This window comes from uncultured Paraglaciecola sp., assembly GCF_937123705.1.
In the GTDB taxonomy this organism is placed as follows: Bacteria; Pseudomonadota; Gammaproteobacteria; order Enterobacterales; family Alteromonadaceae; genus Paraglaciecola.
The window spans coordinates 1-12,563 of record NZ_CAKZKO010000171.1 but is presented as its reverse complement, the minus strand read 5'-3'; the positions used below and the strand labels follow the sequence as shown (position 1 = coordinate 12,563).

General features: G+C 51.8%; 22 protein-coding genes. 12 read left to right on the top strand and 10 right to left on the bottom strand.

What is annotated here, in order from left to right:
* The 6 genes from Q0688_RS22415 to Q0688_RS22390 form a co-directional block, all read right to left on the bottom strand.
* The coding region (locus Q0688_RS22415) for a leucine zipper domain-containing protein (protein ID WP_299082586.1) at positions 1-319 on the bottom strand (319 nt) is incomplete at its 3' end.
* Between the two features lie 222 nt (positions 320-541).
* Complete coding sequence (locus Q0688_RS22410; RefSeq protein WP_299082584.1) at positions 542-943, bottom strand: hypothetical protein; 402 nt, start codon at positions 941-943, stop codon at positions 542-544.
* Between the two features lie 7 nt (positions 944-950).
* On the bottom strand, positions 951-1,154 hold the full coding sequence (locus Q0688_RS22405; protein ID WP_299082582.1) for a hypothetical protein: 204 nt from the start codon (positions 1,152-1,154) through the stop codon (positions 951-953).
* Positions 1,155-1,593: 439 nt separating this feature from the next.
* The gene (locus tag Q0688_RS22400) at positions 1,594-1,899 is read right to left on the bottom strand and encodes a DNA-binding transcriptional regulator (protein ID WP_299082580.1); all 306 of its coding nucleotides are present in this window, start codon (positions 1,897-1,899) and stop codon (positions 1,594-1,596) included.
* Positions 1,892-2,152 carry a type II toxin-antitoxin system RelE/ParE family toxin gene (locus tag Q0688_RS22395; protein ID WP_299082578.1) on the bottom strand — a complete coding sequence of 87 codons (261 nt, stop codon included), beginning with the start codon at positions 2,150-2,152 and terminating at the stop codon, positions 1,892-1,894. The genes Q0688_RS22400 and Q0688_RS22395 overlap by 8 nt, the downstream gene beginning before the upstream one ends.
* A complete protein-coding gene (locus Q0688_RS22390; protein ID WP_299082576.1) occupies positions 2,061-2,291 on the bottom strand; it encodes a type II toxin-antitoxin system RelE/ParE family toxin in 231 nt (76 codons plus the stop codon). Before Q0688_RS22390 ends, Q0688_RS22395 begins: the two co-directional genes overlap by 92 nt.
* A 692-nt stretch (positions 2,292-2,983) precedes the next feature.
* Here Q0688_RS22390 and Q0688_RS22385 point away from each other — a divergent pair.
* Positions 2,984-4,027, top strand: a complete 1,044-nt coding sequence (locus Q0688_RS22385; protein ID WP_299082574.1) for a replication initiator protein A — start codon at positions 2,984-2,986, stop codon at positions 4,025-4,027.
* A 54-nt stretch (positions 4,028-4,081) separates the two neighbouring features.
* Here Q0688_RS22385 and Q0688_RS22380 read toward each other — a convergent pair whose 3' ends face one another.
* Together Q0688_RS22380 and Q0688_RS22375 are read right to left on the bottom strand one after the other, a co-directional pair.
* Entirely contained in the window at positions 4,082-4,462 is a 381-nt protein-coding gene (locus Q0688_RS22380; RefSeq protein ID WP_299082572.1) for a hypothetical protein, read from the bottom strand.
* Positions 4,463-5,179: a ParA family protein gene (locus Q0688_RS22375; RefSeq protein ID WP_299082570.1), complete on the bottom strand. Its 717-nt coding sequence runs from the start codon at positions 5,177-5,179 to the stop codon at positions 4,463-4,465.
* Positions 5,180-5,450: 271 nt separating this feature from the next.
* Between Q0688_RS22375 and Q0688_RS22370 the strand changes: the two genes are divergently transcribed.
* Positions 5,451-5,828 (top strand): BrnT family toxin, encoded by a 378-nt coding sequence (locus tag Q0688_RS22370; protein ID WP_299082568.1) that lies wholly within the window; start codon positions 5,451-5,453, stop codon positions 5,826-5,828.
* Complete coding sequence (locus Q0688_RS22365) at positions 5,815-6,039, top strand: BrnA antitoxin family protein (RefSeq protein ID WP_299082566.1); 225 nt, start codon at positions 5,815-5,817, stop codon at positions 6,037-6,039. Before Q0688_RS22370 ends, Q0688_RS22365 begins: the two co-directional genes overlap by 14 nt.
* Before the next feature lie 33 nt (positions 6,040-6,072).
* Here Q0688_RS22365 and Q0688_RS22360 read toward each other — a convergent pair whose 3' ends face one another.
* Positions 6,073-6,375, bottom strand: a complete 303-nt coding sequence (locus Q0688_RS22360) for a hypothetical protein (protein ID WP_299082564.1) — start codon at positions 6,373-6,375, stop codon at positions 6,073-6,075.
* A 538-nt stretch (positions 6,376-6,913) separates the two neighbouring features.
* Here Q0688_RS22360 and Q0688_RS22355 point away from each other — a divergent pair.
* The 4 genes from Q0688_RS22355 to Q0688_RS22340 all read left to right on the top strand — a co-directional run bounded on the left by Q0688_RS22355 (position 6,914) and on the right by Q0688_RS22340 (position 8,196).
* Positions 6,914-7,312 (top strand): hypothetical protein, encoded by a 399-nt coding sequence (locus Q0688_RS22355; protein ID WP_299082562.1) that lies wholly within the window; start codon positions 6,914-6,916, stop codon positions 7,310-7,312.
* A 132-nt stretch (positions 7,313-7,444) separates the two neighbouring features.
* Positions 7,445-7,663, top strand: a complete 219-nt coding sequence (locus Q0688_RS22350) for a hypothetical protein (RefSeq protein WP_299082560.1) — start codon at positions 7,445-7,447, stop codon at positions 7,661-7,663.
* Entirely contained in the window at positions 7,650-7,916 is a 267-nt protein-coding gene (locus Q0688_RS22345) for a hypothetical protein (RefSeq protein WP_299082559.1), read from the top strand. The genes Q0688_RS22350 and Q0688_RS22345 overlap by 14 nt, the downstream gene beginning before the upstream one ends.
* A gap of 64 nt (positions 7,917-7,980) precedes the next feature.
* The gene (locus Q0688_RS22340; RefSeq protein ID WP_299082558.1) at positions 7,981-8,196 is read left to right on the top strand and encodes a hypothetical protein; all 216 of its coding nucleotides are present in this window, start codon (positions 7,981-7,983) and stop codon (positions 8,194-8,196) included.
* Positions 8,197-8,235: 39 nt separating this feature from the next.
* On the opposite strand, the gene Q0688_RS22335 is transcribed toward Q0688_RS22340, so the two are convergent.
* Complete coding sequence (locus Q0688_RS22335; RefSeq protein WP_299082557.1) at positions 8,236-8,538, bottom strand: hypothetical protein; 303 nt, start codon at positions 8,536-8,538, stop codon at positions 8,236-8,238.
* Between the two features lie 286 nt (positions 8,539-8,824).
* Between Q0688_RS22335 and Q0688_RS22330 the strand changes: the two genes are divergently transcribed.
* The 5 genes from Q0688_RS22330 to Q0688_RS22310 all read left to right on the top strand — a co-directional run bounded on the left by Q0688_RS22330 (position 8,825) and on the right by Q0688_RS22310 (position 12,331).
* Positions 8,825-9,067, top strand: coding sequence for a hypothetical protein (locus Q0688_RS22330; RefSeq protein WP_299082556.1), 243 nt, complete (start codon positions 8,825-8,827; stop codon positions 9,065-9,067).
* Positions 9,049-9,456, top strand: coding sequence for a type II toxin-antitoxin system death-on-curing family toxin (locus Q0688_RS22325; protein WP_299082555.1), 408 nt, complete (start codon positions 9,049-9,051; stop codon positions 9,454-9,456). Before Q0688_RS22330 ends, Q0688_RS22325 begins: the two co-directional genes overlap by 19 nt.
* 729 nt (positions 9,457-10,185) lie before the next feature.
* Complete coding sequence (locus Q0688_RS22320) at positions 10,186-10,410, top strand: hypothetical protein (RefSeq protein ID WP_299082554.1); 225 nt, start codon at positions 10,186-10,188, stop codon at positions 10,408-10,410.
* A 12-nt stretch (positions 10,411-10,422) separates the two neighbouring features.
* Positions 10,423-11,307, top strand: coding sequence for a site-specific integrase (locus Q0688_RS22315; RefSeq protein ID WP_299082553.1), 885 nt, complete (start codon positions 10,423-10,425; stop codon positions 11,305-11,307).
* 418 nt (positions 11,308-11,725) lie between these two features.
* Positions 11,726-12,331 (top strand): hypothetical protein, encoded by a 606-nt coding sequence (locus Q0688_RS22310; protein WP_299082552.1) that lies wholly within the window; start codon positions 11,726-11,728, stop codon positions 12,329-12,331.
* Positions 12,332-12,563 lie beyond the last annotated feature (232 nt).

Below are 12,563 nucleotides of genomic sequence, written 5' to 3'. Positions count from 1 at the left end.
GATGAGGTGGCAGCATTCCCGTGGTTTGGGTGGCAGGCTTCGCTTGGAATAGGTGGCAGACTTCAGTGGTATACGCAGGAGCTCCCCAGGTGCTGTGTTCCTGCTTTATCCTGAGTATGGATTTCTCCACTTGGAACGCTAGCTTATTGGGGTGACGATAAGGGCTTGAGCTACGGTCTTCCAGGCCTTTGAGCCCAAAATCTTTATAGCGATTGAAGATCTTGTAGCCGGTTTTGCGAGAGATACCAAACTCTCGGCACACCACGGCCATTTTGTCGCCGTCGAGCAATCGTGCTACAAATCGGAGTCGTTCATCCATACGGTTACACTCTTTCCAGGGCATCTGAGGTTCTCCTCAAATGCCATATTGTGTAACCTATGTGCCCGGAATAAAGTGGTACCTAGGTCCCGGGTACTACAAAACCCCCTGGTATTTGGGGGTTTTATTTTCTCCCAAGTCCCGCCGAAAGCAAGACACTCTCCTGATTTCGGCAGGAACCAAGTCCTTCTTGACGGCCATGAGAGATTGCGTTGACCTGGATTAATCTACCTTAAATCCAATAACTTCAAAAAAAGCTTTTTTGGATGCCGGATCTTTTCTACCTTCAATATATTTCTTGTACAGGCCTTCAGCAAGAACTTCATCGCTCCAGTCATCGTACTGGGAATAGCCTTTACGAATATAGGAAATAGAATAAATTGCATCTGGATCAATTTTGGCTGGCTTAGCGATACCAACATTTTTTGTAGGTCTTTCTGGCTTCGATTCACCAATCAGTAGGCACTCCTGATCCATCGCACAAAGAAAAATATCTCCAGTGATTATATTGGTTTTGTGAGCAACTCCAATCTTTAGGTGTTCGTAACGATAGATACCGCCGCCGAGCAGATAAGAACCCAAGACAACAGAAAGAAAAAATATCAGGGTATTAAGGATGTTCACAATATTGTTAATCCTCTATATGAAATTCGCCAATAAACTGGCCTGTCTTATCGGAAACGGTATAGCGATTAGCATCGTCCGAATGGGGAACGATTGCATAACCTTGGCTGCCCCAACGATCAAGCATTACAGCTAACGCCTTTTCGGCTTCTTCAACACTGACATGCAGTGATGCATTCTCAGGATCAGCGATATTTACTATTTTCGCCATTTAACTCTCCCTATAGCGTGACTCATTTTTCAGACGGCGAATTATCGCCTTTTTAGCTGCGTTAGTGAAATAGATTGAAAAAACACGCTCCTACGTGACTGAAATAAAGTTTAGCGGGGTAAAACCCTAAGCGTGACACTCTCGAGCGCACAGCTTCGCTTAAAACGATATAAAAACACTGTTAGAATGCCATTGCGCCTTATCTGGTGGCTGGGAGTGCCGAAAGCCTGGGGCGTGAAGTGAATGCGGGCTGCTTCGGTAGCCCTTTTTTATAACCTATAAGAATTTCATATCCATGGATTGGAATACCGCCCTACTCTGCTGCATGATCGCGGCTCTGATCGTGAGTGCCATTATAGTAGTTGAGCGTTATATCTTGCCGTGGATTGTAAGCGGGTAAGCCGGCCTGAACTCCAGTTACTCACTTATTTTCGACAATTTAAGCGAGGACTTCCAAGCCCTTGAGATCAACAAGGTTGAGCAACTTGAGTGATGGCCCGTTGGGCTTTTTTGCGCCTCGCTCCCATTTCTGAATCGTCGAAGTGCTGATATTCAGGTACGCAGCGAACACACCCTGGCTGGCCTTCGATTTCAGTCGAAGGCGCTTGATCTGCACAGAGGTGTATTCCTTCACCGGCGGCAAGCACAAAGCATCGAACTCGCGCAGCGTGACATCATCCATCACACCAGCATCGTGCAAATCTTTAGTGCTGTCGTGCACCACATCCAAAATTGATTTATCCATCGTTCTCTACCTCAATTAATGCGCCACTCTCAATGGCACGAGCCAACGCTCGATCCGTATACGCTAGCAATTCCTTCGCCAGTTTCTTCAAGCCTTCTAATTCATCGTCCTTGATGTTGGCTCGCGCATTTTTAGCGAAACCATAAACAAAGAACGCTTTATTACCGGCCCTGTAAGCGAGCAGCGTGCGGACACCGCCACTTTTCCCTTTGCCTGCAGTCGCCACAAAACACATGGCCACCCAAGTCTGCATCCACTAGGCCTCGTTCCATCTGGTCGACGGCCGTTTGCAAGGCGTTGTCGCTGATGCGTTCCTTAGTGGCCCATTTACTGAACGACTTGTTTTTCAATACCCGCAGACACGCTCTGATGGTCAACTCTAAGTATAGCACTTAGTGCTATACAAATAGCAGATGTTTTCGTCGGGGGATATAACAGTAAATCGCTGAACAGCGAGAATGATAAAAGCCCTGCCCTCCACTGGAGTTATCGAGTAGAAAGCAGGGCCGGTGATAAATCACCCTTTACGGCCATCGGCGTCCCCGCCTGTACCGCCCAGATAACATAAAATGAATATCATCCTTTCGCAAGTATCCTAGCGGGTGAATTGGCCGAAGGCCAAGAGGGCCGGCAATGAGGCCCTTTTAAAAGAAATCTCGCTCAACGAGCGAGGCGTTATTAGGCCAGCTCGAAGAGCTGGGGCGGAGTGAGCGTAGCGATCGAAGGGTAGGTGCTTTTGGGCACGTTTATCTGTTGTTTGTTGTGTTTGAGAGTTGTGGTGTTAAAGAACAGTGTTATTTAGTGTTAAGTATTGTGTTAAGGGCGTCGATATTGCTCATAACCTATTGATATTGAATAATAAAAGAAAATACTCGGTTCCTAAAACCCCGAAGAGTGGTTCCTAAAACCCCGAAGATTGGTTCCTAAAATCCTGCTTTGGGTTCCTAAAACCCCGAACTGTAGCCCGAGTTATCCACAGTAATATTGCGCCAAAACCCGGTTCCTAAAACCCCGAATATTGACAGCGGTTCCTAAAACCCCGAATATGACTCGATTGGTTCCTAAAACCCCGAACTTAATAAGAATGACCGTAAATCAGCTCTTACCCGAAAAATACCCAACGCCGGATTTATTTATCTGCGATGTGGCTGATGCGGTGCTCAAAGACATCATGCCGCAAATGGAGCATCCTTTTTACGCTCTTTCGAAAAAGCCTGAAACCAACATACGGCGATATGAACACAATGGCAACTGGCTCGAAATTACGCCAAGCGTTAAGGGCCTCGCCACCATTTATGATAAAGATGTATTGATCTACGCCATCTCCCAGATCATGGCCAAGCTCAATCGCGGCGAACGCGTTGATAGGCGCATTCGTATCAACTGCCACGAGCTTTTAATGTTCACCAACCGCGGAACATCGGGCAAAGATTATAGCGCGCTGTGCGAGGCTGTAGACCGCCTGGCGGGTACACGCATCAGCACCAATATCACTGCCGGCGATGAAGAAGAATACAATAATTTTGGTCTCATCGATCAAGGCTCTATCCGGCGTAAAAATGGCCTGAATGGTCGCCTGCTCTGGCTTGAACTCACAATATCGGATTGGGTGTTTGATGCCATTCGCAATAATGCGGTGCTTACCCTCAACCGGGATTATTTTCGGCTACGTAAACCGCTAGAGCGGCGCATCTATGAGATTGCCCGCAAACATTGCGGGCAGCAAAAGCAATGGCCTGTGAGCCTCGAGTTGCTCCATAAAAAAAGCGGTTCACAAAGCCCTGTAAAAAAATTCAGACTGATTATCAAAAACATCGTCAAGCATGATCATCTGCCAGATTATTTGATTGAATATAACGAGCATACCGATCAGGTGACTTTTAAAAATCGCACTCAATGGTGGAAAGATAAAAAACGCCCCGAGCGCAGGCCTTTCTTCCGCAATGCGGATACCCACGAGAAAGCCAAAGCTATTATTCCGCGCGGCGAAGATGTGTATGCTTGGGAATCAGACTGGGTAAATTACTGGATAGATACTGACTGCCCTCCGCTCAAAGATCCTGACGCAGCGTTCCTAGGCTTTTGCAAAGGACGCGAAGCAAAGAAACGGCAAGAGCGTTTGCTTTAATCAATACTATTTAGCCATTACGGCTTCAAAAGAGTCCTTCAAGACCCTAGTGCCCTACCCTTCCAACTCGCGCTTAAGAGCCTTTAGTGCACGCTCTAACGCATAACCATGTGGCCATTTCGGCTCCTGAGAATCACAGATCGCCTTAAAAGCTTCTATCGTGGAGACTTTGGCGCGAAAATTAATCTGGTCTGTCGGCTCTTTTTTGGGTTTTTCCTTCTTCGCTTTTACCGTCGGGTTACCATTATCTGCAGGCGGCTTTTGCGGTAATTGCTCACGGCTGGTAAAGCCTTCTTTTTCCGCAACCTTGCGCACAGTTTCGGGGTCAATATTGGAGCGATGATTATCGCTTTTGTCTGGTGTCCAGCTTTCAAAATCGATGCTATCCAGCTCATCTTCAAAGCCTAGTCCGGCGCGCTGTTTATCAGTGCTCATTTATGCCATCTCCTCTTGTGCTTCATCTGCCCTACTCCCGCGTTTTTCCGCATTGCGATGGGCTGTCACCAGACTGATAACCTCGCCCACAAAAGCGCGGGCATTTTTAATCGCATCATCAAGCTTGTAGGTATTAGCCGGAAGCTGTTTGAGCGTGCCACCAAAGGAAAATATCGAGCGGTAAGCTTCACGCTCCAAAAGCTGGGTCTGAAATACAGGGATCTCCGCGTTCTTCAGCTGGGCTTCAATATTGCCCTGGCTGCGCGTGCGAATAGCCGCCTTAGCGCGGGTAAATAAAACCGCATACGGAATCGAGCGACGCATCGCTTTTTCTTGCTGCTTAATCAACTTGATCGCCTGAGCGGCCCCACGTCCATCCATATGGGAAGGCTGAGTAGGTATCACCACTAAATCGCTTTGTGAGATAGCAAAAGCCACCAGCATATTGGCGGTGCCTTCCAAATCGACGATCACAAACTGGCTACGCTGCTGCGCTGCTTCGATCTGGTCAATAACAGTTTCTTCTGTGGGTTTGGGAAGAATCTCTAAATTTCGGGGCTTATCAGGCTTTGAACCCCAATCGCTAATCCAGCCTAGTGGGTCGGCATCAATCACGCTGACGCGAGCACCCTTTTGTGCAAGTTCAGTGGCGAGCAATAAAGCGGCGGTTGATTTTCCTGCCCCACCTTTGGGGCTGACAAATGAGATAACAGGCACGAAGGGCTCCTTTGAATTTGCGCAAATGATAACGCGAATCAGACCCCTGAAATCTTACGACGCTAGCAGTTCATAGCAAGCACTATCTTTGTGAAGTACTTGCTATCACTAGAAAGTACTATCATTTACTTTCACTTACTATCATCTGAAAGTACTAGCGATGGTAGCCCGGACCACACGAAGAACCAGGGATCATTCTCCCATCCGAGAATGACCATCACGCTGTATCGATCGAGGTCGCACTACTCTGCAGAACGGCGAAATGTGGCACGTGCCACACCTTGTACAGCAACGAAACCCAACAGCCGCATCTGAGCATTTGATTTTACGTATATTTGTAGTTACATTTGTAGTTACAAATAGAAGCATCGTTTTGCTTGAATGGGACGACAACAAAAATAAGCTCAATCTCAAAAAGCATGGATTGAGCTTTGACGACGCCCAAAGTGCCTTCGACGATGAGCGCATCACCATTGAAGATACGCGTGCCGACTATGGCGAACCACGTTTCATTCCGCTTGGGTCGCTAGAAGGGCGCATCGTAGTCATCGCCCACACACCCCGTGGTGACAATACACGGATCATTTCCATGAGAAAGGCCAATCGCCGTGAGCAAGAAATCTACCAAAAGCGACTTGAAACGCATTGATGCTATGCAGGATGAGGATATCGACTACAGCGATATTCCGGAAATTGATGCCGATTTTTTTCGCAACGCAACCGTGGTCACGCCACCAACAAAGAAGCAATTAACACTGCGCCTGGACGATGATGTGTTGATGTGGCTCAAGAATCAGGGCAAGGGCTACCAGAGCCGAATCAACGCCATCCTGCGCGCCTATTACGAAGCCAACCGGTAAATCCACTCACAAGCCCGCACTTGCTAGTTAAGGCTACGGAAAGAAGGGAACTTTCGCCCACCCATGAATCATCTGCAGATCCTCAGGGCCCAATGCAGTGACCGCGTCAATAAAACCAAAACTGTGCGCATCGTTACCCGACCAGACACGGCGAAAGAACGCCGCCATGATCGGCTCACCGTGAGAGAACACACCCATGGCTTTCTCCACGCCAGCTTCATCACAACGGCACGCCTCAAAATTCCAGTAGCTGGCCAGAGTAGGGTAGGCGGTCAGCAGGTCTTTGAACCGGCGCTGTTCTGGCGTGAGGTGGAACGCACCCGTACTAATGCTCACTCGCAAGCAACACCTGAACACTAATACCCACAGCCACGACAGCATAGACACATCCGTTTGCCCTTCACGTTTCTGCCAAATCCCTAAGATTTGGCCAGGCTCTGTGAGACCGCCCCAGCGGGGTCACTGACGATCGAGCCCCAGCGAGAGAGGAGGGCACAGGGACTGCGCGCGTCGCGGCAAGGCCGTGACCACCTGCGTTCGCCGGGTTTCTAAACCGACAGCAGGAGCAACGCTCCGCACTGGCGGTTGAGGAGAAGCGACCGTCTCGCTACGCGAGCCGGGAGGTTTTCCGTAGAAAACCGTGCCAAAGGCAGGTGGTCACGGGCGCAGCCCGACCGCGCGGGGTGAATTATCGGTCCTGGCGTGCGTCCAGCACAGAAGGCCGAAAAGAGGGCGCCAGCCCTTGCGCAGTGCGGAACGTCCAGTGCAGCGCGAAGCACACAAACATCACCTAACGGTTAGAGACATGCGATACACTATGCGATAGTGATCGTTACCCTAAGGTAACGATGAAGTAACCATCCAGACCACCATAATGACCACCAAGAAAACCGCCGGCCTGATGCCGCGCTCCGAGCAACACGCGCACCGAGAAGCCATCACGCTCAAGGCGCTGAGCTTCCTGCAGGACGAAACGTACTCGACCACGGCCGTGTTGCAAGAGCTTCTGGGGTACACCTCGCGTCAAGGCATCAAGGGCATGCTGAACAAGCTCGTGAAGGAACACCTGGTAAAACACCACCCCATTAAAAACCTCGCCGGGCGAGGGATCGATTTGTGGGGCATCACCAAACGTGGCCTGTACGCCATTGATGAATCCGGCGTGTTGCCCGACAACGTTCGAGGGTTCGAGCCGTCCCGGGTATCACTGATGGCATTGCCCCATAAAGTCGAGGTCCAAAAAGTCAAAATTGCGCTGCTGAACTGCGGCTAGTCGATCGAGAACATCCAGGACCATGCCTGGCAGGACAAGATCCCCGACATTGTCATCTCACACCCCACCGAAGACGCCATCTTCGCACTCGAAATTGAACTGCACGTCAAATCACAAAAACGCTACGCGGCGGTGATCCAGCACTACAAAGCCGCCCACAACAGTGAACAGATGGACCGCGTCTACTGGCTTGCCGAGGACGACAAAATGGCGAATCAGCTGGCCGCCGTGTTCCACCGCATTGATCCGACCGTGGGTGACGTGCACATCTTCCAGAGTCTCGAGGCGTTCAAGAAAAAGTTGAAACCCATCAAGGCCCTCAGTGAGGAGGACCCCAATGGCACCCACTGACCCCACAGAACACGCCGGAGACGCGACGCCATTCCTACGCATCACCCCAAACGACGTCCGCTACCATATGGGGCGATGGGTGTTCCGTAAAACCCTGCTCGGCCGACCCATCACCATCGAAGGCGACGACCAACAACGCGTCATCAATGAAGCGATCGCACACAGCACCCGTCTGCTCAACCACGCCAACCGCGCCGCCTCTGGCAGATCACAGGGGTACAAACCTGGGACAGGGCAGGGAACTCAGCCATGAAGACCGGTAACCGTGGTAGGGTATCAACGACCGTACCCACCGCATCGCCACAGGAGGCACCACGATGGTGAGTCATGCACTAGGGATTATTCTGTTGCTGGTGATTGTGGCCGCATTGATTGCCGTCGTACTGATCGCCGAGCAAACCAGCCTGGCCAAGGACACGCACGCACAGTCCACTAACAGCGACGCAGCACCCAACAAAGGTGACAGTACGGATTTGGCGATCATGGCAAGTGTGGCCGCACACGCGCTGCACGATGACCACTCTGACAACTGATCCGGCCATTACCCTGGGGACTGCGTAGCCAAGTCCCCTCTACGGAAAGAATGGGTCTTTTGCCCACCCAAGAATCACCTGCAGATCCTCCGGACCTAATGTGCTGACCGCATCAATAAACTCAAACCGGTGGGCGTCATTACCCGACCACACACTGCGAAAAAACGCGGCCATGATCTGTTCGCCATGGGAGAACACACCCATGGCCTCATCCAGGCCCGCCTCATCACAACGACACGCCTCAAAATCCCAATAGCTGACCAAGGTAGGGTAGAGCGCCAGCAGATCTTTAAACCGACGCTGCTCTGGCGAGAGATGGAAGGTGCCTTTGCTGATGCTCATCGAAGCGCCTGGTGGGATCGACCACCCACAATGTCATACATTGCTGTCACGCTGGCAAGCCGTTCATTGATGTGGTCATGATCCATCGTTCCTCGCACTCAGGCATCCTCTCTCATCGGCAGCGCTGCTGCTCGATCCGGTACAGCCCCGACAGCAGGTCTTGCCTTTCAACTTAAATAGTACTATATTTAGTACGTATTAGGAACCTAATTAGATACATTAACGATCAACAAAACACACCGAACCAGCACACACAACACATCAATACTCACGAACAAAGATACTCATGAAAAACACAACGAACCTGGTAACGGTGTCCGAACTCAAACAATCCCCCTCCCGCGTGATGGACGAAGCCAATCGCACGGGCGAGCCCGTTGGCATTATTAGGAACAACCGCCTGGAAGGCTATTACGTTCCTAATGGCGCCATTGAGCTGGAAATTGCCGACCCCGTTGCTGTCAGGCAAGCCGTCGACGACATCGTCGACCAGCACGGAGACGCACTGTCATGGCTGGCAAAAAATTAGTCCAGATTCTGTCCGACCAAGAAATTTTCAATATTCATGAACGGGTGCTCGGTCGCGACGGCGGACTTGCTGGCCTGCGCGGTGACGCCTCGCTAGCGAGCATCACTCAGCGCGTGCAGAATCACGCGCTGTTCGATCCGGATTATCACGACCCAGTGCGGCTGTCGGCATTATTGGCGTACGCGATCGTGGTGGGCCACCCCTTCAATGACGCCAACAAACGGACCGCGTTTGTAGCGTGCTTGACGATGCTACAGCTCAACGGCTACGCGTTACACGACGGCCAATGGCTGGCGGAATTGCTGGTGGTCGTGGCGGCCGGACGCTTGGAGCAATCCATCTTCATCAGCGACGTGGTGAACGCCGTGAGCGCACGAACCAACCCCTAAACGTCCACCAGCACACAGCCTGCACCAGACGGCACCCTGCTCACCTGGCCCTCTCAGGGGCGCTGGTGACCCGGGCGATGCCGCCTCTACGCCACCAGTGTCCAGGGACACTGATGTTGTGCCCACTCATTCATGACACGTCATGCCTGAGCGAGCGTGTGGCTTGTCATGGCGCATGACCCACCACCGGTGCTGCGCACCGTCAGCTTTCTCTTCGTTCCAGCTGACTGCCCATGCTTCGTTCATGCCCCGGCCATTCAGGCCGGCACATTCTCAAAACAAGGGCGACCGCGGCCTCGAGCGGCCCCGCTATGTCAGACACATAAATGTGCCAGAACACAGCGGGACCCGGCGCTTTTCAGCCTTCCACGCATAAATAATGACGCACATTGTGTGCGGTCGATTATTTATGCTATCCTGATCGTAATTACTAGCGCTTGTAGATCGCATGCCATCTACACCTGTCCACCGGAGCAGGCTAAACATCCGCGATCGACTTAGGTCGATACTGACGCCCGCCAGTCGCAGTAAGCGGAGAGAGTACCCCAGAGAAAACTGTTAAATCCGCCCGCCCAGCGTTGTAGGTGCAGAGGTTTATCCACTCTTTAAATCGGATGATGGCGCGAGAGGTCCGGCCAGAACAGCATCGCTGTTCGAACGTGGGCTAATAGGCATTCAGTTGTCGCTGACTCTTTTTTGAGAGTTTGTAGTGTTCTTACAGGAAGGCTGTTGACCGAGTTTAATCCGTCGTCAGAGCTGGCCGCACTGCGCCAGGAAACCACCGCCATACGCAAACGGCGTTACGCCCGTTCGCGCCTTGATCGTTACCAGGACGAATTGTTATCACTCCGCGAGGCCGGTGCCTCGGTGGCGGAGCTGCAGCGCTGGTTGCGTTCGCACCGCGTCAAAGTCGCGCACTCCACGGTGCTGCGCTGGCTGGCCAAGCATGCATGACCTTTCATAATCATGGGTAAATTCGCGCGTGCCGATCGCCAGGCGGCGTCGGTCATGAAGTTGCTGCAGGGCAACGTATTGCGTTCCGCCGGAACGGTGCGCAACTACGAACAGGCCTTAACCCGAGTCGCGGAATACGCCAAAGCGGAACGAGTGACCGGGGGCCTGCGCGGCATGGACCCACAGCAGGCCATCACGTATCTCAAACACCGTGGGCAGTCCGTGGGTCAAAAGACGTTGGACATGGAACGCCAAGCCATGCAGGCGATGATGTGGCATGTGTCGGCCAAGCTACCTCCGAAAGAACGGTTGCCCGTAATCAAAGCGGATACGGCGCAGGTACTGAAGGCAAGGGCGTACACACAAGCGCAGGTCGAACGAGTGGCCAGTGCGCAGTCGCACAAAAATGCCTTGGCGACACGCCTGGCGTACGCGGCGGGACTGCGGGCACATGAACTGCACAGTCTGATGCCCGTGGCAGAGCGGGGCGCTGATCATCGGCCGGCCTTGCCGAGCAAGTTTCAAGGCAGGGAAGGGCAGCGGTATACCGTGCAAGGGAAGGGCGGGTTAGTGAGGGAAGTGGTGATTCCCAACCCGTTGGCACAACAACTGTCTGGGTTGCGCTTGGCAGAACCAATGACCTTTACAGACAGAGGTGTGCACTACCCAAAATATTACGATCTCAATGGTGGCAAGACCTGGTCAAGTTCGTTCAGTGCGGCGTCTACCCGGGCACTGGGTTGGTCGGCCGGTGCGCACGGTGTGCGCCACAGCTACGCGCAGGAACGGATGAGTGAGCTGCAAGATCAGGGCTTCACTCGGGCGCAGGCATTGGAAACGGTGAGCCAAGAAATGGGGCATTTCAGGCCGGACATAACTGAGACGTATTTACGCTAGCAAGTAGTTATGCAAAGTTGGCCCAAAAACAGGCTGACTATCAGATATTTACGCACCCTCTACTCTACATAACATCCCATTCTCAGCCGGTGGCCCGCGATTTGATCTGTCCAGCTATGCTCCCTTCATAATCGCTGCAGTCACTCTAACAATGTTTTGATTTCCTTCCATGGCTCAATGCACTGCAGACCAGGTCATTCTGGGTGAGTTTCTTTGCTGTTGATCTATGGGGGCTCATACATAATTCTCCGTTGTTGATGAATGGCGATAAGCCCACTGCTTCAACTTAACGGAAATATTATGTAAAGTAGTTGCGACGTAACTGGCTGATGCTATGAGATTTCCGTCATCAACTTCGCATAATCGCGAGCTAGCCTAAATAGACCTTATGGAAAGCTATGCATAAGACGTACCTGCGATGAATTTTTTCATGGTGGTGGTCGTTCTCTGCGTGCTGGCGTATTTCGCCTATGAATGGGCCTGGGGGATCCTCAGTCCACTGACCTTGTCGAAGAGTTTCCCGGATAAACTCCCCGAAGAAATTATGGGTTGGGATTTGCTGGAATACACGGTGCCTTTCATAGTGATTGGGGCATTCCTGGCGCTTTTCGTTGTACCGTTACTCACACGGGGGTATCGAGCGGCTAATCGTGCTGATTTGGAGCGCGCCGTTCGCAAAGCAAAAGATTCTGCTGAGCGAGCCCACCAACATGCCACCAATGCTGAGCGGGATGCGCAGCGTGCTATGGAGAACAGATATGCTGAGCGACTCCATCAACTCAGGGCAGGGGAGGCCAAGTTGAATGAAGCCACCGCGTGCCTCAAAAGCGAGCGTGTGTGGATGAATGAGACTGTCGCTGAGCTCACAGAAAAAATGGAGCAGGCCGTCGAAGAGGCTGCCATTGCAAACAAGGCAAAGAACAACGCCAGCGCTGCGTCGGCTCGACAGCGCAAGAAACTGCAGAAGTTAGAAGCCAGGATCGAGCAATTGACGGCTGATGGAAAACCTGACGATAGCCCATAAACTTAGAGGCGCATTAGAGAATTGACCAACTGGATCGGTGCACGCCTTGACTGGATTGTTCGGTACACCCAAAATCAGAGTCTCGTTTTTGGGAACGCTCAAGCACTGAGATACCGGCTCATGCCCTTGAACCAATACCAAATATGATCAAGTCAGCGTTAGTTACAAATTCGGATAACAGGACCAACAGGGTCTTCGTATCCGACTGTTAGTAGATTAAAACCATGAGCAC

Bases quoted from the DNA above. Each gene is read 5' to 3' on its own strand.
- Q0688_RS22340 (WP_299082558.1), top strand. From the start codon at position 7,981: ATGGTGAGTCATGCACTAGGGATTATTCTGTTGCTGGTGATTGTGGCC.
- Q0688_RS22405 (WP_299082582.1), bottom strand. From the start codon at position 1,154: ATGGCGAAAATAGTAAATATCGCTGATCCTGAGAATGCATCACTGCAT.
- Q0688_RS22345 (WP_299082559.1), top strand. From the start codon at position 7,650: ATGGCACCCACTGACCCCACAGAACACGCCGGAGACGCGACGCCATTC.
- Q0688_RS22330 (WP_299082556.1), top strand. From the start codon at position 8,825: ATGAAAAACACAACGAACCTGGTAACGGTGTCCGAACTCAAACAATCC.
- Q0688_RS22380 (WP_299082572.1), bottom strand. From the start codon at position 4,462: ATGAGCACTGATAAACAGCGCGCCGGACTAGGCTTTGAAGATGAGCTG.
- Q0688_RS22400 (WP_299082580.1), bottom strand. From the start codon at position 1,899: ATGGATAAATCAATTTTGGATGTGGTGCACGACAGCACTAAAGATTTG.
- Q0688_RS22355 (WP_299082562.1), top strand. From the start codon at position 6,914: ATGACCACCAAGAAAACCGCCGGCCTGATGCCGCGCTCCGAGCAACAC.
- Q0688_RS22325 (WP_299082555.1), top strand. From the start codon at position 9,049: ATGGCTGGCAAAAAATTAGTCCAGATTCTGTCCGACCAAGAAATTTTC.
- Q0688_RS22315 (WP_299082553.1), top strand. From the start codon at position 10,423: ATGGGTAAATTCGCGCGTGCCGATCGCCAGGCGGCGTCGGTCATGAAG.
- Q0688_RS22310 (WP_299082552.1), top strand. From the start codon at position 11,726: ATGAATTTTTTCATGGTGGTGGTCGTTCTCTGCGTGCTGGCGTATTTC.
- Q0688_RS22335 (WP_299082557.1), bottom strand. From the start codon at position 8,538: ATGAGCATCAGCAAAGGCACCTTCCATCTCTCGCCAGAGCAGCGTCGG.
- Q0688_RS22395 (WP_299082578.1), bottom strand. From the start codon at position 2,152: ATGCAGACTTGGGTGGCCATGTGTTTTGTGGCGACTGCAGGCAAAGGG.
- Q0688_RS22385 (WP_299082574.1), top strand. From the start codon at position 2,984: ATGACCGTAAATCAGCTCTTACCCGAAAAATACCCAACGCCGGATTTA.